This is a genomic window from Streptomyces sp. NBC_01166 (assembly GCF_045039765.1).
Classification (GTDB): Bacteria; Actinomycetota; Actinomycetes; order Streptomycetales; family Streptomycetaceae; genus Streptomyces.
Genome location: NZ_CP108613.1, coordinates 4,750,122 through 4,773,954, shown reverse-complemented (window position 1 = coordinate 4,773,954; position 23,833 = coordinate 4,750,122). Strand labels below are relative to the sequence as shown.

The following is a 23,833-nucleotide window of genomic DNA, read 5'->3' as shown; positions in this document are numbered from 1 at the left end:
CGGACCGGGCCGCACGCGGGGACAGGCCGGCTCAGGTCAAGCGGTCACCACCGCCGTGGTGGCGACGGTGACCGCCACCATCGCAGCCTGCATGTTGCGGATCGCCGTACGGACGTCATCGCCCGCCCACTGGCCCTCCGCGATCTTCTCCATGCGCGGCTTCACCTCCCGAGCCGGCACCTCGGGGAACGCGAGCCGGTGCAGCTTGGCGGCGTGGATCAGGGCGACGAGGCCGGCCGTGCGGTCGTCCGGATCCGTGCCGTGCAGCACCACGGAGGCCAGGCGCTCGCGCAGCTCCGCCTCGGTCGCCCCGTCCGCCTCGGGATAGCGGCGCACCGGGAAGACGCCGAGCACCCGGCGCTGCTCCTCGCTCACGAGGCCACGTGCCCGCAGGCTCTCCGTCGTGGCCTCGACCGCCTTGCCGTGATCCCTCGTCAGCCAGTCCGTCACCTTGGGCGGCTTGCTCTTCTTCGCCGCCCAGGCGTCGATCAGACCGAGCCGCTCGTCGAGCAGGGCGGCACCGGTGGGCGTGCGGTCGGTCACCGACAACCGGCCACCGTCCACCGAGAGCCGCCCCGCCAGGACGAGTTCGAGCAGGATGCCACCCGCGACGGCCCATCCGGCGGCCTGCCGGTCCTTGGCCGCTCCGGACTCGTCGTCCAGAGACAGCAGCATGATCTCTTCGCCCAGCGTGACCGACATGATTCCACTCCCCGTCCATTCGCTTACTCTTAGTGACGAACGGGGGCGGCAATCGGTTCCCGGCCACTCGGATGTCCGTAACTACCGCGCATTCGCGGGATGTTGCAGCAGTCGCTGCACGAGGCGTTTACAGACCACCCGGTGCGCGCTACGTTTTTGGGAGCGCTCCCACACACCCCCGCACTCTCCTTCATCCCCCCAGAGGAGAACAACCTCATGGCCATGCGAACCCTCTTCCGGAGCACGTCTCCGATGCGCGCGCCCCGCGTGCTGAGCCTCCTGGGAGCCGGCCTGTTGGGCCTCACCCTGGCCGGCCTGCCCTCCCCCGCGTCAGCCCACGGCGTCGCCATGGATCCGGGCTCGCGCAGCTACCTGTGCTACAAGGACATGATCGCGAGCGGGAACCAGACCCCGTCCAACCCCGCCTGTGCGGCCGCGGTCGCGGCGACCGGCACCACTCCGCTGTACAACTGGTTCGGCGTCCTGGACTCCAACGGCGGCGGGAAGACCAAGGGTTACATCCCGGACGGCGAGCTCTGCAGCGGCGGCCACAACGGCCCGTACAACTTCTCGTCGTACAACGCGGCCCGCAGCGACTGGCCGACGACCCATCTCACGGCGGGCACCACCGCCCAGGTGAAGTACAGCAACTGGGCCGCCCACCCGGGCAAGTTCAACGTCTACATCACCAAGGACGGCTGGTCGCCGACCCAGCCCCTGGCGTGGGACGACCTGACGCTCACCCAGACCGTGGACAACCCGCCGCAGGCGGGCGGGGCGGGCTCGGACGGCGGTAACTACTACTGGAATCTCCAGCTCCCTCAGGGCAAGTCCGGGAAGCACATGATCTTCATCCAATGGATCCGCTCGGACAGCCAGGAGAACTTCTACTCCTGCTCCGACGTCGCCTTCGACGGCGGCAACGGCGAGGTCACCGGCATGAAGGGCGGCGGGATGTCCGCGGCCGAGCTGGCGGCGGCCGAGAAGAAGGCCGGAATCAAGCCCGCACAGGTCCATGCGGAGCACGCCGGGCATGCGGCCGAGGCCGGTGAGGCCGGTCTCGTGGCCTCCGCCGAGGACTCCTCGGCCGGCTATCTGCCCGCCGCGACGGCGGTCTCACTGACCGGCGCCGCCCTGATGTTCGCGGCGGGGGCGGTGGCCCAGAGCCGGCGCCGGCGCCGCGAGGCCGCGCAGGACCACTGACCGCGGGGAACCGTTCACGGCCCCGGACCGGAATCACCGGCCCGGGGCCGCACGGCCGGCCCCGGCCTTCGCCTCCCCTTCCGCGTCGAGGTGCGGAAGGATCCGGTCCAGCCATCGCGGAGTCCACCAGGCGGCGCGGCCGAGCAGGGTCATCACCGCGGGCACCAGCAGCAGCCGCACGACGGTCGCGTCGATGAGCACGCTCACCGCGAGACCAAGACCCAGCATCTTGACGACGATGTTGTCGCTGATGATGAAGGCCGCGAACACGCTGACCATGATCAGCGCGGCGCAGGTGATGACCCGCGCGGTGATCTCCAGGGCGTGCGCGACGCTCGCCTTCGGGTCCCCGGTGGCCAGCCACGCCTCGTGGATCCGGGTCAGGAGGAAGATCTCGTAGTCCATGCTGAGGCCGAAGACGATGGCGAACATCATCATCGGCACATAGCTCTCGATCGGGACGTCGCCCGAGACGCCGAGCGCGGGCCCGCCCCAGCCCCACTGGAAGACGGCCACCACGACTCCGTACGAGGCCGCGATCGACAGGACGTTGAGCAGGGCCGCCTTGACCGCGACCAGCACCCCGCGGAACACCGCCAGGATCACGAGGAACGCGAGGCCGACCACGACCGCGATGATCAGTGGCAGCCGGCTGGAGACGATGTCCAGGAAGTCGACCTGGGCTGCCGTCGTGCCGGTCACGTAGGTGCTCGCGGCGGTACCGGAGACCGCGTCGGGCAGGACGTCGTCCGACAGGTGGTTGACCAGGCTCGTGGTCCGCGCGTCCTGCGGGGCGGCGACGGAGTAGGCGGTCGCCGTGAGGACGTCCCCGTCCTGGGTGGCGGTGAGCGGGGTGACGACGGCCGCGTCCGGCACCTTGGTCAGGGACTGCTGGGCCTGGTTCTGCAGTGCGGACCGGTCGCTCTGGGGGACCTTGCTCTGGTCGATCACGAGCGTCAGCGGGCCGTTCGACCCGGGGCCGAAGGCCGACGACATGAGGTCGTAGGCGCGCCGGTCGGTGAAGGACTTGGGATCGGCGCCGTCCCCGATGTGTCCGAGCTGGATGAAGAAGACGGGGAAGGCGAGCACGGCCAGTACGACGACCCCGCCGGCGAGGAACCACCACGGCCGGCGCTCCACCCGCTGTGCGTACCGGTGCCAGGTGCCGTGCGTCGTCCGCCCCTTGTCCGGGTCCGGACCGGCCCCCGGGCTTGGCTCCGCACCGGCCTCCACCTCGGCGACCGGCTTGCGGACGTGGATCCGGTCGATGTGCCGCCCGATCAGTCCGAGCACGGCCGGTACGAGGGTGAGGGCGCCGAGCACCGCCGTGACGACGGTGACGGCGGCCGCCACGCCGAGCTTGCCGATGAAGCCGATGCCGGAGACCCACAGCCCGCAGAGGGCGATGATCACTGTGCACCCGGAGAGCAGCACGGCCCGTCCGCTGGTCGCCGTCGCGGCCGCGGCGGCCGCCACCGGATCCCTGCCGTCGTTGAGGTTCTGGCGGTGCCGGGTGACGAGGAACAGGGCGTAGTCGATGCCGACGCCCAGCCCGATCATCGTGGCCAGCGTCGGTGACACGGTGGCGAAGGTCGTCGCCGCGGCGAGCAGCCCCAGCAGGCCCAGCCCGCAGACGACACAGATGAGGGCCGTGACCAACGGCAGCAGTGCTGCCAGGAGACTGCCGAAACCGATCAGCAGCACCAGGACGGCAACCCCGAAGCCGATGGCCTCGCTGGTGCGGTCGTTCGCCTCGGGCCGGGCCAGTTCGCCCAGCGAGCCGCCGTACTCCACCTCGGCGCCCGCCGCCCGCAGCGGCTGCACGGCGGAGTCCACCCCGTCGAGGTAGCCGGCCTCCAGGGTGGAGGGCTGCACGCTGAACCGGACGGTGATGTACGCCGTTTTCCCGTCGCTGGAGAGCGGGCCCACGTCCGGCCCGCCGCTGCTGCCCGGCGCCGTCAGCGGATTCTGGGCGGACAGCACGTCGGGCAGCTTCTGGAGGCTTCCGACGACCGTGGACATCTGGGCGCTCAGCCCGCTGAGGGACTTGTCCGCGTCGTGCACCACCACCTGGCTGCTGTAACCGCCCGCCGAGGGGGCGTGCGCTTCGAGGACGTCGAGGCCGTCCTGCGACTGTGTTCCGGGGATCGAGAAGTTGTCGGAGTAGTCGCCGCCGTACGCGTGCTGCAGCACCTGGAGCGCGGCGATCGCGGCCAGCCACAGCACGAGGACGATCACGAAGTGCCGCGCACACCACGCTCCGGTCGTATGCAGGACCCCCGCCCGGCGCGCAGCCGTGCCGGAGTCGTGGGCGGGCTGCTGATGCGACATGGGGACTCCGGGGCTGGGCCGGGCACCTGGGACACTCAGCATTCAAAGCCGGTCCCACCGCCGTGGCACGCCGGAGTGAGGGAACGGGTGACACCCGTGCGGGTCCAGGAGCGTCGCCGCGCCCCGGTCAGCTGTCGAGCACCGTGCGCCATTCCCGTACGGCGTCGGCGTCCACCGGGCCGGTCCAGCCGCCGGGCCGTGCCGCTCCTCCGATGTGGAAGGCCTCGATGCCCTCGGCGCGCAGGCGCGGCAGGTGGTCCAGGCGCAGGCCGCCGCCGACCATGATCTGCGGTTCGTAGCCGGGCAGGTCGGAGTGTCCCGCTTCGGCAAGCAGGGTCTCCATGCCCGCGTCGACGCCGTCCGGCGAGCCCGCCGTGAGGTAGGTGTCCAGGCCCGGGAAGTCGGCGAGGTGCTTGCGCAGGACATCACGGTCGGCCGCACGGTCGATGGCGCGGTGGAAGGTCCACGAGCACCCGTTCAGCGCGGCGACGAGCCGCTCGACAGCGACCAGGTCGACGTGGCCGTCCTGGTCGAGGAAGCCCAGGACGAATTCGTCGGCCCCGGCGGCGCGCATCGTGCGGGCCTTCTCCACGAGGACGCCGATGTCACCGGCCGCGAACCCGTCCGCGACCCTGAGCATGACCCGCAGGGGGATCCCGACGGCGGCCCGGATCTCCTCGAAGGCGGCGAGCGAGGGCGTCAGGCCGTCGGCCGCCATGTCGGTGACCAGTTCGAGGCGGTCCGCACCGCCCGCCTGCGCCGCGACCGCGTCCTCCGCGTCGAGAGCGATCACCTCCAGGAGTGCACGGTTGCTCATGGTGTTCCCATCCTTCGGAGCGGCTACGGACTACAGGTCTAGTCCAATAAACCAGACTACGGGTCAGCAACCCGGCGCGCAGCTCCCCATGCGGACGCGTGCGTGAAGATACGCGAGGCCGCGGCGGCATCCGGGGAACGGACGCGCCGCGGCCTCGATGGTCACGAGGAGGACGGTCAGGGCTGGAGCGGCATCGACCAGCAGTTGGAGGCGGCCTTCTTGCCGGAGAGACGGTCGGTCATCCAGGAGATGGCACTGCCCTGGTCGGTGAGGTAGGGGGCCAGGTGGTTGGTGAGGATCTTGTCGCCGAGGTTGGGCAGCTGCACGGCCTCGTACGTCACGTTCGCACCCTTGCGGCACCAGTCCACCGCGAGCTGCCTGGCCTGCTTGTGACCGACGATGTCGTCCTGCACGCCGGTCGCCACCCGCACCGGGGTCGTCGGCTTCAGATCGCCGATGCGCTGTCGGGCGAGGACCGCCTGCAGCTTCGGCTCGGCCGCGATGATGTCGGCGATCGGCTTGCCGTTCGCGGTCCACTTCTTGCTGTTGGTGAAGCCGTGGCCGAGGATCGCGTCGCCCACACACATGGTCGAGGTGTCCTTCAGCGCGGCCTTGCCCACGTCGTTCGTGTTCGCGTCGACGACCGCCTTCAGGGACGGGTCGGACTGGGTGAAGCCGTTGATCGACCAGCCCAGCGCGCCGGCCAGGGCGCTGCCGTCGATGCCCTTCATGACCTCGGCGAGGTCGGCGGGCGGGGCTCCGGCATAGGCGCCCGCCAGATTGACGTCGGGTGCGTACGACGGGTGCAGCTCGGCGGCCGAAGCGCTGGCGCCCCCGCCCTGGCTGTAGCCGTAGAGGCCGACCCGCGAGGCGGAGGTGATCGAGGCGCCGGAGACGGAGCGCGCCGCGCGGGCCGCGTCCAGAAGGGCGTGCCCCTCGTCGACGCGGTTGACGTAGGTGTGGAGCCGGTCGGTCGCGCCGAGGCCGGCGTAGTCGGTGACGACGACGGCGGCACCGGCGGCGAGGAAGCGGTAGACCGCTATGTTGTCGTAGCCGATGGAGACCGTGCCCTCGCCGATGGTCAGCGGGTGCTGGAGCGAGAGCGAGGGGGCGCACTGGTCGCCCTGGCCCATCGTTCCCGAGGCCAGCGCCACCAGGGGGCGGGGGCCGTCGCCCTTCCACGCGGCCGACGGCTCGATGTACGCGCCGGTGACGGCGACGGGCCCGCCGCCCGCGTCGGTGGACTTGTACATCAGCCGCGTCGCGGTGCCGGGTATCCGCCGGCCGTCCAGGCCGGGGAGGCTGAGCCCGAGCGGCAGCGGCTCCGTACGGACGAGGGACCCGTCGGCGGAGGGCAGCTGCGCCGGCGGGTTGTAGAAGGCGGGGATGGTCACTCCCCGGGACACCACCGGCTCCGACCCGGTGGAGGCGGGGGTGGTGGCGGAGGCGGGTACGGCCACCGCGCCGAGGCAGGCCGCGGCGGCCACCGAGGCGGCCAGCAGGCGCCCCGTCCGGCGGGGCCCAGGAAGGTGGGGGATGTTCACGGTCGAGCTCGAACGGGTGGTCTTGCGCGGACTCACGGCTCACTCCTCGCTCTGCTCCGATGAAGGTCTGCGCAAGCTAGCACCGTGGCGTTACCTGAGGTAACTCGTCGGTAAGTTACGCTTCGGTAACGTGAAATCCCGCGCCGGGGGCGGGCCCGCTCCCCGGTCCTGCCTGAGAGGCGTCCGGGCTCCCGTCACGCGCGCACGAAGCGCACCGCCGTGCCCGGGGCCGCCTGTGCCGCGCCTGCCAGCGCGGCTTCGGCGACCACGCCCACGACCGGGTAACCCCCCGTCGTCGGATGGTCGTTGAGGAACACCACGGGCAGGCCGTCCGGCGGGACCTGGACGGCCCCCAGCACCATGCCCTCGCTGGGCAGTTCGCCGTCCCGGGCACGTCGCAGGGCCGGCCCCTCCGTGCGCAGCCCGATGCGGTTGCTGCGCTCCGAGACCCGGTACGCGGCGCTCGTGAGCGTGCGCAGGGCCGCCTCGGTGAACCAGCTGTCGCGCGGGCCCCGGTGCAGGGGCAGCACCAGCTCGGCCGGAGCACCCGGCCAGGGCACGGGACCGGTGTACGGCACGCCGCCGGGCCGGCCCAGCGGCAGGACGTCACCGTCGCGCAGGACCGGCGGGCCGAGCCCGGAGAGCAGGTCCGCGGACCGGCTGCCGAGCACCGGTTCGGGCACCAGGCCGCCCGCGAACGCCAGGTAGCCGCGCAGCCCGTGCACCGCGGGACCGGCCTCCAGCACCGCGCCGCCGGGCACCCGGACGGGTTCGCCCCACGCGACGGGGCGGCCGTCCACCGTGACCCGGCACCCCGCCCCGCCGACGACGGCGTACACCGGCCGTGTGCCGGTCACCCGGACCGCGCACCCCGTGAGCGTGGTCTCCAGCACCGCCGCGTCCGGCGCGTTGCCGACGAGCCGGTTGGCCAGCCGCCGGGCCGGGGCGTCCAGCGCCCCCGCCCTGGGTACGCCGAGGTGGGCCCAGCCGGTCCGGCCCTCGTCCTGCACCGTGGTCAGGGCGCCCGCCCGGACCACTTCGAGCCCCGGGCTCATCCGGACACCCCCGTCGGCACGAAGCGGACCCGGACCCCGGGGCCGAGCAGAGCCGCGGGTTCGCGTCCCGGGTCCCAGAGTGCGTCCTGCCCGGGCATCCGGCCGATGAGCTGCCAGCCGCCGGGCGACTCGCGCGGATAGACCCCGGTGTACGGCCCCGCGAGGGCCAGCGCCCCGGCCGGCACCCGGGTCCGCGGCGTGGCCCGGCGCGGCACGCTCAAGTGACCGGGCAGGCCGGTCAGATAACCGAAGCCGGGCGCGAACCCGCAGAAGGCCACCCGGAATTCCGTACGCGCGTGGATGCTCCCCACCTCCTCCACGGCGACGCCCCACGCGTCGGCCACATCGGCGAGGTCCGGGCCGTCGTAGACGACGGGTATCTCGACGGCCGCCCCCGCGCCCCGGCTCAGCGGCGGCACGGTCCACGACCGCAGCCGCCCCGCGAGCGTCCGGTCCTCCACCCCGTCCAGCAGCACGGTCCGGGCACCGGGGACGATCTCGCGTACGGCGGGGAGCTCCCCGGCGGCCCGGCGGCGGAGCAGCTCCGCGTGGAAGGCCTCCGCGTCCTCGCCGGACGCGAGCTCCACGAGCAGGGCGCGGGGCCCGGCCTCGAAGACCTGGATGCCGCTCACGCGAACGCCTGTACGCGCACGCCCGCCTCTTCCAGCGCCGTCCGCACCCGCAGGGCGAGCGCGGCGGCCCCGGGGGTGTCCCCGTGGACGCACAGCGACCGGGCCGCGACGGCTATCCGGCTGCCGTCCACCCCGGTCACGGCGCCGTGGACGGCCATGCCGACACTGCGGCGTACCACCTCGTCCGCGTCGTGCACCACGGCACCGGCCTCGCCCCGGGGCACGAGCGTGCCCTGCGGGGTGTACGCGCGATCGGCGAAGGCCTCCTCGACGGCGGTCAGCCCCGCCGCCTCCGCGTGGGCGAGCAGCCGCGAACCGGGCAGCCCGAGGACGGCCGGCCGGCCACCCGCGAGCAGGACGCCCGCGACGACGGCGGCGGCCTGCTCCTCGTCCCGGACGACACGGTTGTAGAGGGCGCCGTGCGGTTTCACGTACGACACCGTGGACCCGGCCGCCTCCGCGAAGACCCGCAGGGCGCCGATCTGGTAGGCGATCTCGGCGGTCAGCTCGTCCGCCGGTACGTCCATGGCGCGCCGCCCGAATCCGGCCAGGTCGCGGTAGGAGACCTGCGCGCCGATGCGCACACCCCGCTCGGCCGCCGTGTCGCAGACCCGCCGCATCACGGAGGCGTCGCCCGCGTGGAAGCCGCAGGCGACGTTGGCGCTGGTGACACAGGTCAGCAGCGCCTCGTCATCGGTGAGGGTCCAGCGTCCGAACCCTTCACCCAGGTCCGCGTTGAGGTCCATCGACCGCGCCGGGCGCGTCACACTCGTCAGATCCGTCACGGGCGCACGCTAGCGATTGTTCAACAATCTGACAAGAGCCTGCCCACCGCCCGGGACGCCCGTACGGTTCACTGAGCACTGAACACAGCTGACAGAACACCAGGCAAGGGGCGGGGCATGGCGGGGACGACGAACGGCGGACGGACCGGCTCCACCCCGGACCTCTCGGAACTCGCGGCGCACAGCGCCTCCCTGGAGCGGTCCGGCACGGCCGAGCGGGTCGCCGCGATCCTGCGGGACCGGATCACCGAAGGCTACTTCCCGCCGGGCAGCCGCCTGTCCGAGGAGAGCATCAGCGGCGCCCTGGCCGTGTCCCGCAACACACTGCGCGAGGCGTTCCGCCTGCTGTCGCACGAACGCCTCCTGGAGCACCGCCTCAACCGGGGCGTCTTCGTCCGCATCCTGGCCGTGGACGACCTGGTCGACATCTACCGGGTGCGGCTCCTCGTCGAGTGCGCGGCCCTGCGGACCCTGGGCGAGCCCCCGTTCGACCTGGCGGCGGTCGAGGCGGCGGTGTCGACGGGCGAGCAGGCCGCCCTCCGTGACGACTGGCCCGCCTGCTCCACGGCCAACATCCGCTTCCACCAGGCGCTGGCCGGCCTGGCGGACAGCCCCCGCACCGACGAACTGATGCGCAACGTCCTCGCCGAACTGCGGCTCGCCTTCCATGTGATGGCCGACCCCCGCCGCTTCCACGAGCCCTATCTCACCCGTAACCGAGAGATCGCGGACAAACTGGCCAAGGGGGACGCGGCCGGGGCCGAGCGGATGCTCGCCTTCTACCTGGAGGATTCCCGGCGCCAGCTGGCGGAGGCGTACGCACAGCGGCTCACCGAGCGGTAGTCCCGGATTGTTCTCCGGTCCACACCCCGATCGCCACCCCGAAAGCGGCCTTCCCTCCCGTACAGCCCGATTCCGATCCATGTAGCCCACACTCTTGTGGGATTGTTGAACAAGACCCTAAGGTCTCGCGTAATAACCCCCGTCTGAGCAGGACCGTGCACCGCCACGTCCCTGTGCGGAAGAAGGCCGACGCGTGATCGTTCTCCTCGGCGTGCTCGTGGTGATCCTCGGATTCGCCACCCGCCGCAATCCCCTCCTCGTCGTGGGTGTCGCAGGCATCGTCACGGGGCTGCTCGGCAAGATGTCCCCGCAGGAGGTGCTGGCCTCCTTCGGGGAGAGCTTCGCCTCCGCGCGTTCCGTGACGGTCTTCGTCATCACGCTGCCGGTCATCGGGCTCCTGGAGCGCTACGGACTCCAGGAACAGGCCCGCACGCTCATCGGCAAGCTGGGCAAGCTGACCACCGGCCGTTTCCTGACGCTGTACCTGCTGATCCGCCAGCTCACCGCCGCTGTCGGCCTCACCAGCATCGGTGGCCCCGCGCAGAGCGTGCGGCCGCTGATCGCCCCGATGGCCGAGGCCGCCGCCGAGACCAAGGCGGGTGGTCCACTGCCGCAGAAGCTGCGCGAGAAGGTCCGCTCCCACGCGTCCGGCGCCGACACCATCGGAGTGTTCTTCGGTGAGGACTGCTTCCTCGCCATCGGATCGATCCTGCTGATCACCGGTTTCGTGAACTCCACGTACGACCAGCACCTGGAGCCCTTGCACCTGGCGATGTGGGCGATCCCCTCCGCGATCTGCGCCTTCCTGATCCACGGGGCCCGCCTGCTCAACCTGGACCGGCAGCTGGAGCGCGAACTCGCCGTCGCCGCCGCCGAGAACGACCTGACGGCACACGCCGGGCTCCGGACGGAGGACGCCAAGTGATCAAGTCCGAGTACTTCTTCTGGCTGGTCGGCGCGGTGTTCCTCGTCATGGCCGCGCAGATGGCCGTGGACCGCACCAACCCCAAGCGCTTCGGCTCCGCCGGCTTCTGGGGTCTGCTCGGCGCCGCGTTCTTCTACTCCACCGGAGTCGTCGACAAGTCCCTCCCCGCCGAACCCCTGGGCGTCGTCGTCCTGATCCTGATCGTCCTGGGCGGCTTCGGCCTCACCGGCAAGGGCGAGGCACACACCCCGACCCGCGAGAAGCGCGCGGCCTCGGCCGCCCGCTTCGGCAACAAGCTGTTCCTCCCGGCTCTCACCATCCCCGTCGTCGCGATGATCTGCGCGACGCTCGTGAAGAACTGGAAGATCGGTGGCGAACCGGTCCTGGAGCCGGGGTCCGAGACCATCCTCGGCCTCGGTGTCGGCGCGATCGCCGCGCTGGCCGTGGGCATGGTGCTCCTGCGCGAGCGGAAGGTCTCCGTGCCGCTGCACTCCGGCCGCAACATGCTCGAATCGATGGGCTGGGCCCTGCTCCTCCCGCAACTGCTCTCCGTCCTCGGCTCGATCTTCCAGACCGCCGGTGTCGGGGAGCAGGTCGGAAGGATCACCGAGGCGGTGCTGCCTGACGGCCAGAAGCTGGTGGCCGTGGCCGTCTACTGCTGCGGCATGGCGCTGTTCACCATCGTCATGGGCAACGCCTTCGCCGCGTTCCCGGTGATGACCGCCGCGATCGGGTGGCCCGTCCTCATCGAGCAGATGAACGGCAACGCCCCCGCCGTCCTCGCGATCGGCATGCTGTGCGGCTTCTGCGGCACGCTCGTCACGCCGATGGCCGCCAACTTCAACCTGGTCCCGGCGGCGCTCCTCGAACTCAAGGACCAGTACGGCCCGATCAAGGCCCAGCTCCCCACCGCCGCGGCCCTGCTGGTCTGCAACGTCGCGATCATGGCCCTCTTCGCCTTCTGACCCGAGCCGCTCACCCACCACCCCTGGAGTGACCCCGATGTCCCCCGCGCTCCCCGCCGCGTACGCCGTCCCCTTCGCGGAACTGGCCCTCGCCAACGTCGTACGCGAATACCCCAACGCGCCCGCCCACCTCTACGCCGGCCCCGAGGAGCTCGTCGCCCCCCGCACGCTGCACCCCGCGTTCTACGGGGGCTACGACTGGCACTCCACGGTGCACATGCACTGGCTGCTCGTCCGCATCGTGCGCCGCTTCTCCACCACCGGTGATCTTCCGGCCACCCTCACCACCCGTATCCGCGAGGTGCTCGACACCCACCTGACCCCCGAGAACATCGCCGTCGAGGCGTCCTACCTGCGTGGCCGGCCGCACTTCGAGCGTCCCTACGGCTGGGCCTGGCTGATCGCGCTCGCCGGGGAGTGCCGGGCACTCGCCACGCCCGACGGCGACCGCTGGGCCGAGGCCCTGGCTCCCGGCGTGGCAGCGGTCGGCGACCTGCTCGGTGCCTGGCTGCCGAAGGCGACCTACCCGGTCCGGCACGGCGTCCACAACAACAGTGCGTTCGGTCTGGGCCTGATCCTCGACGCGGGCGGCGCGGCCGGGCTGCCGGCACCGGTCCTCGACGCGGCGACGGACCGGCTGAAGACCTGGTTCACCGACGACCACGACGCCCCGGCCCACTGGGAACCCTCCGGCCAGGACTTCCTCTCCCCCGCCCTGGCCGAGGCGGACGCGATGCGACGGGTGCTGCCGGTGACGGAGTTCCGCACCTGGATCGCCGGATTCCTGCCGGACCTGGTCTCCGCCACGCCCGACTCCACGCTGCTCGACCCGCCGGTGGTCTCCGATCACGCCGACCCCCAGATCGGCCACCTCCTCGGTCTCACCCTGAGCCGGGCGGCCGCCCTCCGTTCGATCGCCGGCGCGCTCCCGGACGGCCCGGCCCGCACCGCGCTCCTGGCCTCGGCCGAGGCCCATCTCACGCTCGGCCTGCCGACGGTGTCCTCCGGAGACTTCTCCTCGGACCACTGGCTGGCGACGTACGCCGCACTGGCCCTGGACACGGCGCCCGGTCACTGACCGGCGGGGGGTGGACCGTGCGCGCGGGGCGCAGGTCCTACGCTCGGCGTATGAGCGACAGCGCCCCCGACACGTCCGGCACCTCCGCGCTCCGTGGCCGGTGGCGCGAGGCCCTGCTCGCCGCACGCGGCGGGACGGGCCTCGCGCCCGATCCAGAGCCGTACGCCGACGCCCTCCTCGCGCGCTGGGCCGAGCCCCAGCGGCGTTACCACACCACGGCTCACCTCACCCAGGTCCTGGACCGCGTCGACACCCTGGCCGGCCACGCCGCCGACCCGGACCTGGTGCGCCTCGCCGTCTGGTTCCACGACGCGGTGTACCGCCCCGACCGCTCCGAGAACGAGGAGCGCAGTGCCGCGCTCGCCGAGCGGGCCCTGCCCGAGGCCGGCCTCCCCGACGGGGCGACGGCCGAGGTCGCCCGGCTGGTCCGGCTCACCGTCACGCACGACCCGGCGGACGGCGACACCAACGGCGAGGTGCTCTGCGACGCGGACCTCGCGATCCTGGCGGCGTCCCCCAAGGAGTACGCGGCGTACGCGGCGCAGGTACGGGAGGAGTACGGCTTCGTCCCGGACGACGCTTTCCGCGAGGGCCGGGCCGCCGTCCTGCGGCAGCTGCTGGAGCTGCCCCGGCTCTTCCGCACGCCGCACGGGGCGGCGGAGTGGGAGCCGAGGGCCCGGCAGAACCTGACCACGGAGCTGGAGCTGCTCACCCGCTGAACTCGCCGTCCGGTGAGCCTGCTCACCCCTTGAGACAGGGGGAATGACAGGGCCGAAAGCACTGTTGGCCACTGTCATGCCCGACTCTGTGTCCAGCCGCTCCCGCATGCCGATGGCCGTCTACATCCTCGGCCTGTCCGTCTTCGCCCTCGGCACCAGCGAGTTCATGCTGTCCGGGCTGCTGCCGCCCATCGCCGAGGACATGGACGTGTCCATCCCGAAGGCGGGCCTCCTCATATCCGCCTTCGCGATCGGCATGGTGGTCGGCGCCCCGCTGCTGGCCGTCGCCACGCTGCGGCTGCCTCGCCGCACGACCCTCATCGCCCTCATCTCGGTCTTCGGGCTGGGGCAGGTCGCCGGTGCGCTGGCGCCGACGTACGAGGTGCTGTTCGTCTCCCGGGTGGTGAGTGCGCTGGCGTGCGCCGGCTTCTGGGCGGTCGGCGCCGCGGTCGCCATCGCGATGGTGCCGGTGAACGCGCGGGCCAGGGCGATGGCCGTGATGATCGGTGGGCTGTCGATCGCCAACGTGCTCGGGGTGCCGCTGGGCGCCTTCCTCGGGGAGAGCTTCGGCTGGCGTTCGGCGTTCTGGGCGGTGGGCGCCGCGTCCGCAGTGGCGCTGGTCGGGGTCGTCACACGCATCCCGCGCATTCCGCTGCCGGACGAGAAGCCGCAGCTCAAGAAGGAAGTCGCGATCTACAGGGACCGCCAGGTGTGGCTGTCCATCGTGATCACCGCTCTCGCGGCCGGCGGCGTGTTCTGCGCGTTCAGCTATCTCGCACCCCTGCTCACCGACGTGGCGGGACTGAGCTCGGGCTGGGTGCCGTGGGTCCTCGCGCTCTTCGGCGCGGGTGCGCTGATCGGTACGACGATCGGTGGCCGGGTCGCGGACGCGCATCTCTTCGGTGTGCTGCTCAGCGGCATCAGCGCCTCGACGGTCTTCCTGGTCGCCCTGGCCCTCTTCGCGTCGAACCAGGTCGCCGTCGTCGTCCTGGCGTTCCTGCTGGGGCTGTCGGCGTTCTACACGGCCCCGGCGCTCAACGCCCGGATGTTCAACGTCGCGGGGGTGGCCCCGACACTGGCGGGTGCGACGACCACGGCCGCGTTCAACCTGGGCAACACGAGCGGGCCCTGGCTGGGCGGTGCGGTGATCGACGCGGACTTCGGCTTCCGGGCCACGGCCTGGGCGGGGGCCGCGATGCTGCTGCTCGGCCTGGTGGCCGTCACGGTCTCACTGCGGCTGGGCGGCGACGGGAAGCCGTCCCGGCGCATCGCCACGGGCACACCGGCGCACGTCATCCCGGCGCAGGACGCCCCTTCGGCCTCCGCAGCCCCGCGTCGGTGAGCCGGCGCACGATCTCCTTCGAGCCGACCTCCAGCGCCCCGGCGCGCACCGCGTCCGCGTAGCGCGCCTCGGGCACGTCGTAGTGGTCGCGCTCGAAGGCGCGGGGCGGGCAGCCGATCGTGGCGGCGAAGGCGTGCAGCTCGTCGAACGACACGTCGCTGACCAGGTGCGACCACATGCGGCCGTGCCCCGGCCAGGTCGGCGGATCGATGTAGACGGTCACCGCCCGAGCACCTCGGCGAGCGATCCCACCCGTGCGACGGAGACCGTCGCCTTCGTGCAGACCCAGTGCGGATCGGACCCGAGCTCCGGCTCGACGTCCAGGGCGTGCGGCCCTTCCTCCGTGCAGACCGGGCACAGCGGCCAGCGCCCGTGCTCCTCGAGGAGGGCGTCCTGGACGTCCTGCGCCACGAGCCCCGTGACGAAGGCCACGCCCTCGGGCCACTGCTCGACCCACCACCGCCGGTGGGCCACCGCGTCCTCGACCATCGAGACGATTCCGGCCTCGGCCACGTCGCCCGCGACGAGGTCGGCCATCACACGCGCACGCGCGGTGTGCAGCTCCTGTTCCAGGCTGTTCAACTCCATGGCCCCATTGTCCCCCGGCCGCGCAACGGCCCGGTCCTGGATCCTTCAGAGGTAGGGACCAAAGGGGGGTTGACGGGATTCACGACTGAAAATATCTTTCAGATGTGACCAATGACGTGAAGGAAAGTTTCAACCCGGACTCCCCGCCCGCCCCCGCGGCTCTCGCCGCCAAGGTGCGCACCCTCGCCCCGACCATGACCCGTTCCATGCAGCGGGTCGCCGAAGCGGTCGCGGGGGACCCCGCCGGGTGTGCCGCCCTCACCGTCACCGGTCTCGCCGAGCTCACCGGCACGAGCGAGGCGACCGTCGTCCGCACCGCCCGCCTTCTCGGCTACCCGGGCTACCGGGACCTGCGTCTCGCGCTCGCCGGCCTCGCCGCCCATCAGCTGTCCGGCCGGGCGCCCGCCGTCACCGCCGACATCGCGGTCGACGACCCGATCGCCGACGTCGTCACGAAGCTCGCCTACGACGAGCAGCAGACCCTCGCCGACACGGCGGCCGGTCTCGACACCGTGCAGCTCGGGGCCGCCGTGACCGCCGCCGCGACCGCCCGCCGCATCGACATCTACGGCGCCGGCGCGTCCTCCCTGGTCGGCCAGGACCTGGCCCAGAAGCTGCTCCGGATCGGCCTGATAGCCCACGCCCACATGGACCCGCACCTCGCCGTGACCAACGCGGTACAGCTCCGCTCCGGCGACGTGGCCATCGCGATCACGCACTCCGGCTCCACGGGCGACGTCATCGAGCCGCTCCGGGTCGCCTTCGACCGCGGCGCGACGACGATCGCGATCACCGGCCGCCCCGACGGGCCGGTCTCGCAGTACGCCGACCACGTGCTCACCACGTCCACCGCCCGGGAGAGCGAGCTGCGGCCCGCCGCCATGTCGAGCCGCACGAGCCAGCTCCTCGTCGTCGACTGCCTCTTCATAGGGGTCGCCCAGCAGACGTACGAGACGGCCGCACCCGCTCTGTCCGCCTCCTACGAGGCGCTCGCCCACCGCCACACCCCTCGCAGCCGCTGACCCCGGCAGCACCCGCACCCGCGAACCGTACGAGCCCGAGAAAGCAGAGCTACTGTCCATGACCTCCACCACCGACCCCAGCACCGACGCCGACGCCCCCGGCGGCTACGGCGAACTGCGTGCCCAGCTCGCCACCCTCACCACCGAGGCGTTCCGCCCCGAGCTCGCCGAGATCGACCAGCTCCCCACGCAGGACATAGCGCGGATCATGAACGGCGAGGACACCACCGTCCCCGCCGCCGTGGCCGAGAAGCTGCCGCAGATCGCCGCCGCGATCGACGCCACCGCCGAGCGCATGGCGCGCGGCGGCCGGCTGATCTACGCGGGCGCCGGCACCGCCGGCCGTCTCGGTGTGCTCGACGCGAGCGAGTGCCCGCCCACCTTCAACACCGACCCGTCCGAGGTCATCGGCCTGATCGCGGGCGGACCCTCCGCGATGGTCACGGCCGTCGAGGGTGCCGAGGACAGCAAGGAACTGGCCGCGGCCGACCTCGACGGACTGAACCTGGGCGCCGACGACACCGTGGTCGGAATCTCCGCCTCCGGCCGCACGCCGTACGCCATCGGGGCCGTCGAGCACGCCCGGGCCAAGGGCGCGCTCACCATCGGCCTCTCCTGCAACGCGGACTCCGCGCTCGCCGCCGCGGCCGAACACGGCCTGGAGATCGTCGTCGGCCCCGAGCTCCTCACCGGCTCCACCCGCCTCAAGGCGGGCACGGCACAGAAGCTCGTCCTGAACATGCTCTCGACGATCACCATGATCCGGCTCGGCAAGACGTACGGGAATCTCATGGTCGACGTGCGCGCTTCCAACGAGAAGCTGCGCGCCCGCTCCCGGCGGATCGTCTCCCTCGCCACCGGCGCCTCCGACCAGGAGATCGAGGCGGCTCTCGCCGCCACCGACGGCGAGGTGAAGAACGCCATCCTCACCATCCTCGGCGGGGTCGACGGCCCCACAGCCGCCACCCTCCTGGCCGACTCCGACGGTCACCTCCGCGCCGCTCTCGCGGCCGTCCGAACCACCTGACGCACCACTCCCCGCACAGCAAGGCACCACGCACCATGGCTACTGAAGACAAGAACCGCGCCACTGCCGCCGCGATCCTGCCGCTTGTCGGTGGCGCCGCGAACGTCAGCTCGATCGCCCACTGCATGACCCGGCTCCGGCTGGGCCTGCACGACCGTTCCCTCGTGGACGACGAGGCCCTCAAGGCGGTCCCCGCCGTGATGGGCGTGGTCGAGGACGACACCTACCAGATCGTCCTCGGCCCGGGCACCGTCGCCCGGGTCACCCCCGAGTTCGAGCAGCTGGTCGAGGAGGGCCGGGCGTCCGGCGCCCCCGCACCCGCCCCCGCCCGCACGGCCGAGGAGCTCGCCGACAAGGGCGCGTCCCTCAAGGCGCAGCGGAAGGCGAAGAACGCCACCCCGTTCAAGCTCTTCCTGCGCAAGATCGCGAACATCTTCGTCCCGCTGATCCCCGCCCTGATCGGCTGCGGCATCATCGCCGGCCTCAACGGCCTCCTGGTGAACCTCGGCTGGCTGCCCTCGGTCACCCCCGCCCTGGCTGCGATGGCCTCCGGCTTCATGGCCCTGATCGCGGTCTTCGTCGGCTACAACACGGCGAAGGAGTTCGGCGGTACGCCGATCCTCGGTGGTGCGGTCGCGGCGATCATCGTCTTCCCCGGCGTCGCGAACATCGACGCCTTCGGCCAGACCCTCTCCCCCGGCCAGGGCGGCGTCCTCGGCGCGCTCGGCGCGGCGGTCCTCGCGGTGTACGTCGAGAAGTGGTGCCGCCGCTGGGTGCCGGAAGCACTGGACGTCCTGGTCACCCCGACCCTGACGGTCCTGATCTCCGGCCTCGTCACGATCTTCGGCCTGATGTACGTCGCCGGTGAGGTCTCCTCCGCCATCGGCACGTTCGCCGACTGGCTGCTCTCCACGGGCGGCGCGGGTGCGGGCTTCCTGCTCGGCGGCTTCTTCCTGCCCCTGGTGATGCTGGGCCTGCACCAGGCCCTGATCCCGATCCACACGACGCTGATCGAGCAGCAGGGCTTCACGGTCCTGCTCCCGATCCTCGCGATGGCCGGAGCCGGCCAGGTCGGCGCGGCGGCCGCGGTCTACCTCCGCCTCCCCCGCAACGAGTCGATCCGCAAGACCATCAAGTCCGCCATGCCGGCGGGCCTGCTCGGTGTCGGCGAGCCCCTGATCTACGGCGTCTCGCTCCCGCTGGGCCGCCCCTTCATCACGGCCTGTGTAGGCGGCGCGTTCGGCGGCGGCTTCGTGGGCCTGTTCAACCAGCTCGGCGACTCCGTCGGCTCGACGGCCATCGGCCCGTCCGGCTGGGCCCTGTTCCCGCTACTCGACGGCAACCACGGCCTCGGCTCCACGATCGCGATCTACGCGGGCGGCCTGCTCGTCGGCTACGTCGCGGGCTTCGTGGCGACGTACTTCTTCGGCTTCAGCAAGGCGCTGCTGGAGGAGTTCAACGTCTCCCAGGAACCGGCCCCGTCGACGGTCGCGGCCACCGGACCGGCCGCCGCCTCCGATGGCTCCGGTGGCTCCCCGGCGAAGGAGCCGGCGGGCGTCTGAGCGGCTGTCCGCCGACCGCCGGGTGCCGCCCGGCCGACCGGGCATGGTCACGAGAAGGCCTCAAAATTTTCCTCACGAACACGGGTGTGTAGGCAATTGATTGCCGGGCACCAGAGGTCACGGAGGTTGATAACAATGGTTCCCCTGCTTCTCGTTCTTCTGCTCGCCCTGATCCTTTTCGGTGCCGGTTTCGCACTCAAGGCACTCTGGTGGATCGCGGTGATCGTGCTCGTGGTCTGGCTGATCGGATTCTTCGTCCGCCCGGCTGCCGGCGGTGGCAAGCGGGGCCGGTGGTATCGCTGGTAGTCCGCCCTGACCAGCAATGACGCGGGTGGCGCAGGACCTTCGGGTCCTGCGCCACCCGCGTTTACTGCGTTCGCCGAATTCACGGGGTGTGGACCGGAAAAGTACGGGCAGCCGAAATAGTGAGCGGCACTCGTCCTCATCACGATGGGATTCGCCGTACCGAATGAAACCGTCTAGGAAGGAGCCGTAAAAATGAGCGACAACCTGTGGGGCTACCAGCCCACGAGCGGTCACACCGCGGGCGCCGACCTGACCGGATTCTCGGTCGAGGCGACGGACGGAAGCATCGGCAAGGTCGACAAGCACTCCGACGAGGTGGGCTCGGCCTACCTGGTCGTCGACACCGGGGTCTGGATCTTCGGCAGGACCGTCCTGCTTCCGGCAGGCACGGTCAAGGGGATCGACACGGAGCACAAGACGATCTTCGTCGACCTCACCAAGGACCAGATAAAGGACTCCCCGGTGTTCGACAAGCACAACCACGCGAACGACCCGGGTTACCACGCACAGGTCGGCGGCTACTACGACAGCTACCGCATCATGTGACCCCGACGCACAGCGCACCATGATCAGAGGCGGGGCCGGCTCCCATCACGGAGCCGGCCCCGCTGTTGGTTCAGCCCGGGAAGTCCCCCGTGAGCAGGGTGACGCCGAAGGGTTCGGGCAGCGGGAGCGGCTTGCCGAAAGGCACGGCGTCGGAACGCTTGTACGTTCCGTCCTCGTTCGGCTCCGTGAACAGCGTGGCCGTCGCACCTCGCGTGTCGAAGCGGTCGATCAGCAGGTACATCGGGACGCCTGCCCGCGCATAGGCGCGGTACTTCTTCGTCCTGTCCTCCCGGGCGTTCCCCTTGGACGTGATCTCGACGATCAGCAGCGCCTCCGACGCATCCATCGGTTCGCTGGTCTCCGGGTCTGCGGCTGCGATCACCTCGGTCGGCATCACGACGAGGTCCGGGACGTACAGCTTGTCGAGAGGCGCGACATGCACACTGAGCTTCTGGTAAATCCCAAGCTCTTCGGAGAGGTTCGTGTAGAGCCTGCGCTGCACCGTCCCGGCGATGCCGCTGTGGTGCGCATGAGGCGGCGGTACCAGAACGATCTGTCCTTCATCGATCTCAGCGCGCCACCCCTCAGGTACGTCCAGTTCCTGCCATGTCTGCAACAGGTACTCCCACGGGTGATGTCCGGAGCCCCGATCGCTTTCGATCGTCGCAGCGGTCATTGCACGTCCCTTCTCCTGTCGCCTGGCGTGGAGCGGAGATCGGCGTTCCGGAGAACCGGGCGGCCGTTCACCTGCATCTCAGTGTGCAGACGCTGATCACCGAGCAGCGCGCATCTGGACGGCGGAAGGCGGAAAACATGACGCAGGGTCCCACCACGCCCGAGCAAGCGCGGGCGGAGGAGGGCGGGTACGGGCCACGGCGTGGCATCGTCCGCACGGCCTTCAGCGCCCTGCGCCGGGACGGGCGCCCGCTGTTCGGAGTGACGGCGCGCGTGACCGGGCTGGCCGCGCTGGGGGGCCTGGCGGTGACGGTCGTGGCGTTCCTCGTCATGTGGCCCACGTTCACCGAGATACGCCTGGGCGCGATCCGGGCCCGCATCGACGAGGACTCCTACGCCCCCGACGGCAGCCGGGTGAACGACATGTGGCTCACACTCCTTGTCTGTCTGCCGTTCCTGATACTCCTGCTGCACGTCGGCTGCGCCGCCATCCAGACCGCTGCGGCCCGTGCGACCGGCGGGGGACGCGGCCGATTCCGCGCGGTCCTGGGCGTGTACGTGCTGCGCGGAGTGCTCGTGTGGGCTCCGGTGGTGCTCGGGGTCCTGGTGGAGGAGTACTTCACCACCACCACGTTCAGGGAGTACACCGCGCTCGTCCCGAAGTGGGAGTACCCCAACCTGTTCGAGGTGCTGCGCTACGGCCCACCCCTGCTGGGCATGACGACCGCACTGGTGCTCCGGCTCGGCTGGACCCTGGCCCCGGCCACCGCGGCGACGGAAGGCCTCGGGCCCCGGGCCGCGATGCGCCGCTCCTGGTCGCTCGTGTGGGGCCGGGCCTCCGCCTGGTTCCGGACCGTGGCGTTCGCGCTTTCCCTGGGCGGGCTCACCGTCGGCATGTACGTCCTGCTCCAACTCGCCGCACGGCCCCTGCGCTCCGGCACGGTTCACGTCTTCCTGGAGTGGGGCCCGGACAACACCTACGCCGCGTACGTCGTCGGGCTCCTCGTCCCGATCGCCGTCGCCCTGCTGCTCACCGGCGCCCTGGCCCTTCCGCCTGCGCACGCCACCCTCGCGGTACTCCAGCAGCGGCTCGTCCAGTCCCGGGAGCGCCAGGCCGCGGCCCGGCCATGACGCCCCGGGGCGGCCTCACGGCAGCCGCCCCTCCCGGTTGATCTCCCGTACCCGGGCCCGGAGCACGAGCCCCGGCGGGGCCGGCCGGACGGCGTCCGGCGGGCAGTCCCACTCCGCGCCGCCGCCCGGCGGACGCAGTTGCACGTACGGTCCGACGTGGCCCATCACCCGGCCCACGCGGCCGTCCCTGCCGTCCACCGCGAACGTCCCGGGCTCCGGCTTACACGGCTCCAGTCCTTCAACTGTCATGAGCCGCCGCCGTTTCCAACTGCACGCTCAGCCGCATGGCCGTCTCCAGCGAGCACCGGCCGAGGTCGACGAGCGGGGTCGGCTCGTTTCCAGCACACGAGACCGGGTCGATCCGCAGCGAGGGCAGCTTCACGCCGACCCCCGCGAGGCCGGCCCGCAGCCGCGCCACCGCGTCCTCCGCAGCCCGCACTCTGCCCGCTGCTTCTTTGCGCCGTTCCGTAGCCGTCATCATGATCTTCCCCATTTCCACGCTGAGTAGTGGCTATGCCTACACAGCGTGTCCAATTCGTCGCTACCGTGGAAGAGGCGCAGTTCCAACACCCGCAGATGTGTCACAGGGAGTCGCCTTGCCCGGACCCAAGAAGCTCGACCCCTCGTCCTCACCCCGCGCGCTCCTCGGCGCCGAACTCCGCCACCGCAGGGAGGCGGCGGGCCTCTCGCAGGACGACCTGGGGGCACCGCTGTTCGTCAGCGGCTCCTTCATCGGACAGTTGGAGGCCGGCACGCGGCGCATGCAGGTGGACCAGGCCCAGAAACTGGACGAGGTGCTGGGCGCGGGCGGGTTCTTCGTACGGAACTGCGCGGCCCTGAAGAAGTCCAAGTACCCGGACCACTTCGCGGAGGCCGCCGAGGCGGAGGCGGTTGCGGAGACGATCAAGGAGTACTCGCCGCTCCTCATCCCTGGACTCCTGCAGGCTGAGCCATACGCGCGGGCCGTGTTCCGCGCGGGAAGGCCCACCACTCCGGAGGAGGCGATCGACGAGCTTGTCGCCGCCAGGATCGAGCGCGCCAGCCTTCTGGGCCATCCAACAACCCCCACGGTATGGATGGTTCTGGACGAGGCAGTGCTACGACGAAGGGTCGGCGGCCCCGCCGTCATGGCGGAGGCACTTCGCCACCTGGTGAGGCTCATCCAACAACGACGAGTCATCATCCAGGTCTTGCCTTACAGCGCTGGTGGGCACGCAGCCATGGGCGGGCCTCTCAAGCTCATGGCATTCCCGGACGCCCCGTCCCTCGCATACCTGGACGGGCTGGGCTCAGGGCAACTACTCGACGATCCGGCATCAGTGCGGTCGTACGAACTGACCTACGATTTGCTGGTGGCCAGCGCACTGTCACCTGTTGCGTCCCTGGCCTTGATCGAGTCGGTGGCGGAGGATTACGCCCATGAAGATCAGCAGTTCTGACTACGACCTCTCCACAGCAAGCTGGCATAAGTCCTCGTACAGCGGCGGAGATGGCGGCGACTGCCTTGAAGTCGCGACCTGGCGCAAGTCCACGTACAGCGATGCCAGCGGCGGCAACTGCCTGGAGGTCGCCGACGGTCTCCCCCACGTCGTCCCCGTCCGGGACTCCAAGGTCACCGACGGCCCGGCACTCGTGTTCCGGACCGCCGCATGGTCCGCCTTCGTCGGCGGCCTGAAGCACGGCTGAACAGGTCCGGCCCCCCGGCGGGCGCGCTCCGCCGGGGAAGCCGGAAAGGCCTGTCAGGTAAGAGTGATCAGCCCTTGTAGAACGGGGTCAGCTCGTACGTGTTGGGCTCGGAGCCCACCATGCAGGCGAAGTCCTCGACCGTACCGTTCGCCTTGAGCGCCCTGCCCCAGTTCATGCAGTCTTCGAAGCTGCCGGTTCCCTTGATGTCCGGGCCCTGCACCGACGCCTGAGCGGCGCCGGCGGTGATACCGGTGAGGGCCAGGACGCTCGCACCGACGACTGCGGCCTTGATGAGGGTCTTGCGCATTGTTCGCTCTCTTTCGCCTGAGGGCACGCGCGCCGAAGGGCG

Annotated in this window: 28 protein-coding genes; 15 read left to right on the top strand and 13 right to left on the bottom strand. The window is 71.2% G+C overall.

From position 1 onward, the window contains the following. Positions 1–36: 36 nt before the first annotated feature. Positions 37–702 (bottom strand): GPP34 family phosphoprotein, encoded by a 666-nt coding sequence (locus tag OG379_RS21990; RefSeq protein WP_405664820.1) that lies wholly within the window; start codon positions 700–702, stop codon positions 37–39. 216 nt (positions 703–918) lie between these two features. Between OG379_RS21990 and OG379_RS21985 the strand changes: the two genes are divergently transcribed. After that, positions 919–1,905, top strand: a complete 987-nt coding sequence (locus OG379_RS21985; RefSeq protein ID WP_405664819.1) for a lytic polysaccharide monooxygenase — start codon at positions 919–921, stop codon at positions 1,903–1,905. Between the two features lie 33 nt (positions 1,906–1,938). Here the strand turns inward: OG379_RS21985 and OG379_RS21980 are convergent, their stop codons facing one another. The 6 genes from OG379_RS21980 to OG379_RS21955 form a co-directional block, all read right to left on the bottom strand. Then, positions 1,939–4,236 (bottom strand): MMPL family transporter, encoded by a 2,298-nt coding sequence (locus OG379_RS21980; protein ID WP_405664818.1) that lies wholly within the window; start codon positions 4,234–4,236, stop codon positions 1,939–1,941. 127 nt (positions 4,237–4,363) lie between these two features. Further along, the gene (locus OG379_RS21975; protein WP_405664817.1) at positions 4,364–5,053 is read right to left on the bottom strand and encodes a copper homeostasis protein CutC; all 690 of its coding nucleotides are present in this window, start codon (positions 5,051–5,053) and stop codon (positions 4,364–4,366) included. A 176-nt stretch (positions 5,054–5,229) separates the two neighbouring features. Continuing rightward, the gene (locus OG379_RS21970; RefSeq protein ID WP_405664816.1) at positions 5,230–6,633 is read right to left on the bottom strand and encodes a lipase family protein; all 1,404 of its coding nucleotides are present in this window, start codon (positions 6,631–6,633) and stop codon (positions 5,230–5,232) included. 158 nt (positions 6,634–6,791) lie between these two features. Continuing rightward, on the bottom strand, positions 6,792–7,652 hold the full coding sequence (locus tag OG379_RS21965; RefSeq protein WP_405664815.1) for a biotin-dependent carboxyltransferase family protein: 861 nt from the start codon (positions 7,650–7,652) through the stop codon (positions 6,792–6,794). After that, positions 7,649–8,284 (bottom strand): allophanate hydrolase subunit 1, encoded by a 636-nt coding sequence (locus tag OG379_RS21960; RefSeq protein WP_405664814.1) that lies wholly within the window; start codon positions 8,282–8,284, stop codon positions 7,649–7,651. Before OG379_RS21960 ends, OG379_RS21965 begins: the two co-directional genes overlap by 4 nt. Next, a complete protein-coding gene (locus tag OG379_RS21955; RefSeq protein ID WP_405668611.1) occupies positions 8,281–9,030 on the bottom strand; it encodes a LamB/YcsF family protein in 750 nt (249 codons plus the stop codon). Before OG379_RS21955 ends, OG379_RS21960 begins: the two co-directional genes overlap by 4 nt. Positions 9,031–9,186: 156 nt before the next feature. Between OG379_RS21955 and OG379_RS21950 the strand changes: the two genes are divergently transcribed. From OG379_RS21950 to OG379_RS21925, 6 genes are all read left to right on the top strand, one after another. Beyond that, positions 9,187–9,912 (top strand): GntR family transcriptional regulator, encoded by a 726-nt coding sequence (locus OG379_RS21950; protein WP_405664813.1) that lies wholly within the window; start codon positions 9,187–9,189, stop codon positions 9,910–9,912. Between the two features lie 193 nt (positions 9,913–10,105). Beyond that, on the top strand, positions 10,106–10,837 hold the full coding sequence (locus tag OG379_RS21945) for a DUF969 domain-containing protein (protein ID WP_360368389.1): 732 nt from the start codon (positions 10,106–10,108) through the stop codon (positions 10,835–10,837). Further along, positions 10,834–11,802 (top strand): DUF979 domain-containing protein, encoded by a 969-nt coding sequence (locus OG379_RS21940; protein WP_393757486.1) that lies wholly within the window; start codon positions 10,834–10,836, stop codon positions 11,800–11,802. Before OG379_RS21945 ends, OG379_RS21940 begins: the two co-directional genes overlap by 4 nt. Positions 11,803–11,839: 37 nt before the next feature. After that, positions 11,840–12,880: a DUF2891 domain-containing protein gene (locus OG379_RS21935; RefSeq protein WP_405664812.1), complete on the top strand. Its 1,041-nt coding sequence runs from the start codon at positions 11,840–11,842 to the stop codon at positions 12,878–12,880. A 50-nt stretch (positions 12,881–12,930) separates the two neighbouring features. Then, a complete protein-coding gene (locus OG379_RS21930; protein WP_405664811.1) occupies positions 12,931–13,599 on the top strand; it encodes a hypothetical protein in 669 nt (222 codons plus the stop codon). 106 nt (positions 13,600–13,705) lie between these two features. Further along, positions 13,706–14,941 (top strand): Cmx/CmrA family chloramphenicol efflux MFS transporter, encoded by a 1,236-nt coding sequence (locus OG379_RS21925; RefSeq protein ID WP_393757822.1) that lies wholly within the window; start codon positions 13,706–13,708, stop codon positions 14,939–14,941. Here the strand turns inward: OG379_RS21925 and OG379_RS21920 are convergent. Both OG379_RS21920 and OG379_RS21915 read right to left on the bottom strand, forming a co-directional pair. Continuing rightward, positions 14,892–15,164, bottom strand: a complete 273-nt coding sequence (locus OG379_RS21920) for a DUF4031 domain-containing protein (protein WP_362941310.1) — start codon at positions 15,162–15,164, stop codon at positions 14,892–14,894. The two genes, OG379_RS21925 and OG379_RS21920, sit on opposite strands and share 50 nt — an antisense overlap. Continuing rightward, complete coding sequence (locus OG379_RS21915) at positions 15,161–15,529, bottom strand: hypothetical protein (RefSeq protein ID WP_405664810.1); 369 nt, start codon at positions 15,527–15,529, stop codon at positions 15,161–15,163. The genes OG379_RS21920 and OG379_RS21915 overlap by 4 nt, the downstream gene beginning before the upstream one ends. Positions 15,530–15,633: 104 nt before the next feature. Here OG379_RS21915 and OG379_RS21910 point away from each other — a divergent pair, with 104 nt between their 5' ends. From OG379_RS21910 to OG379_RS21890, 5 genes are all read left to right on the top strand, one after another. After that, positions 15,634–16,551, top strand: a complete 918-nt coding sequence (locus OG379_RS21910; RefSeq protein WP_405664809.1) for a MurR/RpiR family transcriptional regulator — start codon at positions 15,634–15,636, stop codon at positions 16,549–16,551. 58 nt (positions 16,552–16,609) lie between these two features. Continuing rightward, positions 16,610–17,578, top strand: a complete 969-nt coding sequence (gene murQ / locus OG379_RS21905; protein ID WP_393757476.1) for an N-acetylmuramic acid 6-phosphate etherase — start codon at positions 16,610–16,612, stop codon at positions 17,576–17,578. Between the two features lie 35 nt (positions 17,579–17,613). Beyond that, the gene (locus OG379_RS21900) at positions 17,614–19,140 is read left to right on the top strand and encodes a PTS transporter subunit EIIC (protein WP_405664808.1); all 1,527 of its coding nucleotides are present in this window, start codon (positions 17,614–17,616) and stop codon (positions 19,138–19,140) included. Positions 19,141–19,275: 135 nt separating this feature from the next. Further along, positions 19,276–19,446 carry a hypothetical protein gene (locus tag OG379_RS21895; protein ID WP_031093367.1) on the top strand — a complete coding sequence of 57 codons (171 nt, stop codon included), beginning with the start codon at positions 19,276–19,278 and terminating at the stop codon, positions 19,444–19,446. A 192-nt stretch (positions 19,447–19,638) separates the two neighbouring features. Beyond that, positions 19,639–19,992 carry a PRC-barrel domain-containing protein gene (locus OG379_RS21890; RefSeq protein ID WP_393757472.1) on the top strand — a complete coding sequence of 118 codons (354 nt, stop codon included), beginning with the start codon at positions 19,639–19,641 and terminating at the stop codon, positions 19,990–19,992. Positions 19,993–20,062: 70 nt separating this feature from the next. Here OG379_RS21890 and OG379_RS21885 read toward each other — a convergent pair whose 3' ends face one another. Continuing rightward, entirely contained in the window at positions 20,063–20,668 is a 606-nt protein-coding gene (locus tag OG379_RS21885) for a Uma2 family endonuclease (RefSeq protein ID WP_405664807.1), read from the bottom strand. A 137-nt stretch (positions 20,669–20,805) separates the two neighbouring features. On the opposite strand from OG379_RS21885, the gene OG379_RS21880 reads away from it, so the two are divergent. Next, positions 20,806–21,798, top strand: coding sequence for a hypothetical protein (locus OG379_RS21880; RefSeq protein ID WP_405664806.1), 993 nt, complete (start codon positions 20,806–20,808; stop codon positions 21,796–21,798). Between the two features lie 15 nt (positions 21,799–21,813). Here OG379_RS21880 and OG379_RS21875 read toward each other — a convergent pair whose 3' ends face one another. Continuing rightward, a complete protein-coding gene (locus tag OG379_RS21875) occupies positions 21,814–22,047 on the bottom strand; it encodes a hypothetical protein (protein ID WP_393757466.1) in 234 nt (77 codons plus the stop codon). Continuing rightward, the gene (locus OG379_RS21870) at positions 22,037–22,276 is read right to left on the bottom strand and encodes a hypothetical protein (protein WP_405668609.1); all 240 of its coding nucleotides are present in this window, start codon (positions 22,274–22,276) and stop codon (positions 22,037–22,039) included. Before OG379_RS21870 ends, OG379_RS21875 begins: the two co-directional genes overlap by 11 nt. Before the next feature lie 118 nt (positions 22,277–22,394). Between OG379_RS21870 and OG379_RS21865 the strand changes: the two genes are divergently transcribed. Both OG379_RS21865 and OG379_RS21860 read left to right on the top strand, forming a co-directional pair. Then, a complete protein-coding gene (locus tag OG379_RS21865) occupies positions 22,395–23,237 on the top strand; it encodes a helix-turn-helix domain-containing protein (protein WP_405664805.1) in 843 nt (280 codons plus the stop codon). Further along, positions 23,218–23,484, top strand: a complete 267-nt coding sequence (locus tag OG379_RS21860; RefSeq protein WP_405664804.1) for a DUF397 domain-containing protein — start codon at positions 23,218–23,220, stop codon at positions 23,482–23,484. Before OG379_RS21865 ends, OG379_RS21860 begins: the two co-directional genes overlap by 20 nt. Positions 23,485–23,551: 67 nt before the next feature. Here the strand turns inward: OG379_RS21860 and OG379_RS21855 are convergent, their stop codons facing one another. Continuing rightward, on the bottom strand, positions 23,552–23,791 hold the full coding sequence (locus tag OG379_RS21855; protein WP_393757460.1) for a hypothetical protein: 240 nt from the start codon (positions 23,789–23,791) through the stop codon (positions 23,552–23,554). Between the last annotated feature and the right edge of the window lie 42 nt (positions 23,792–23,833).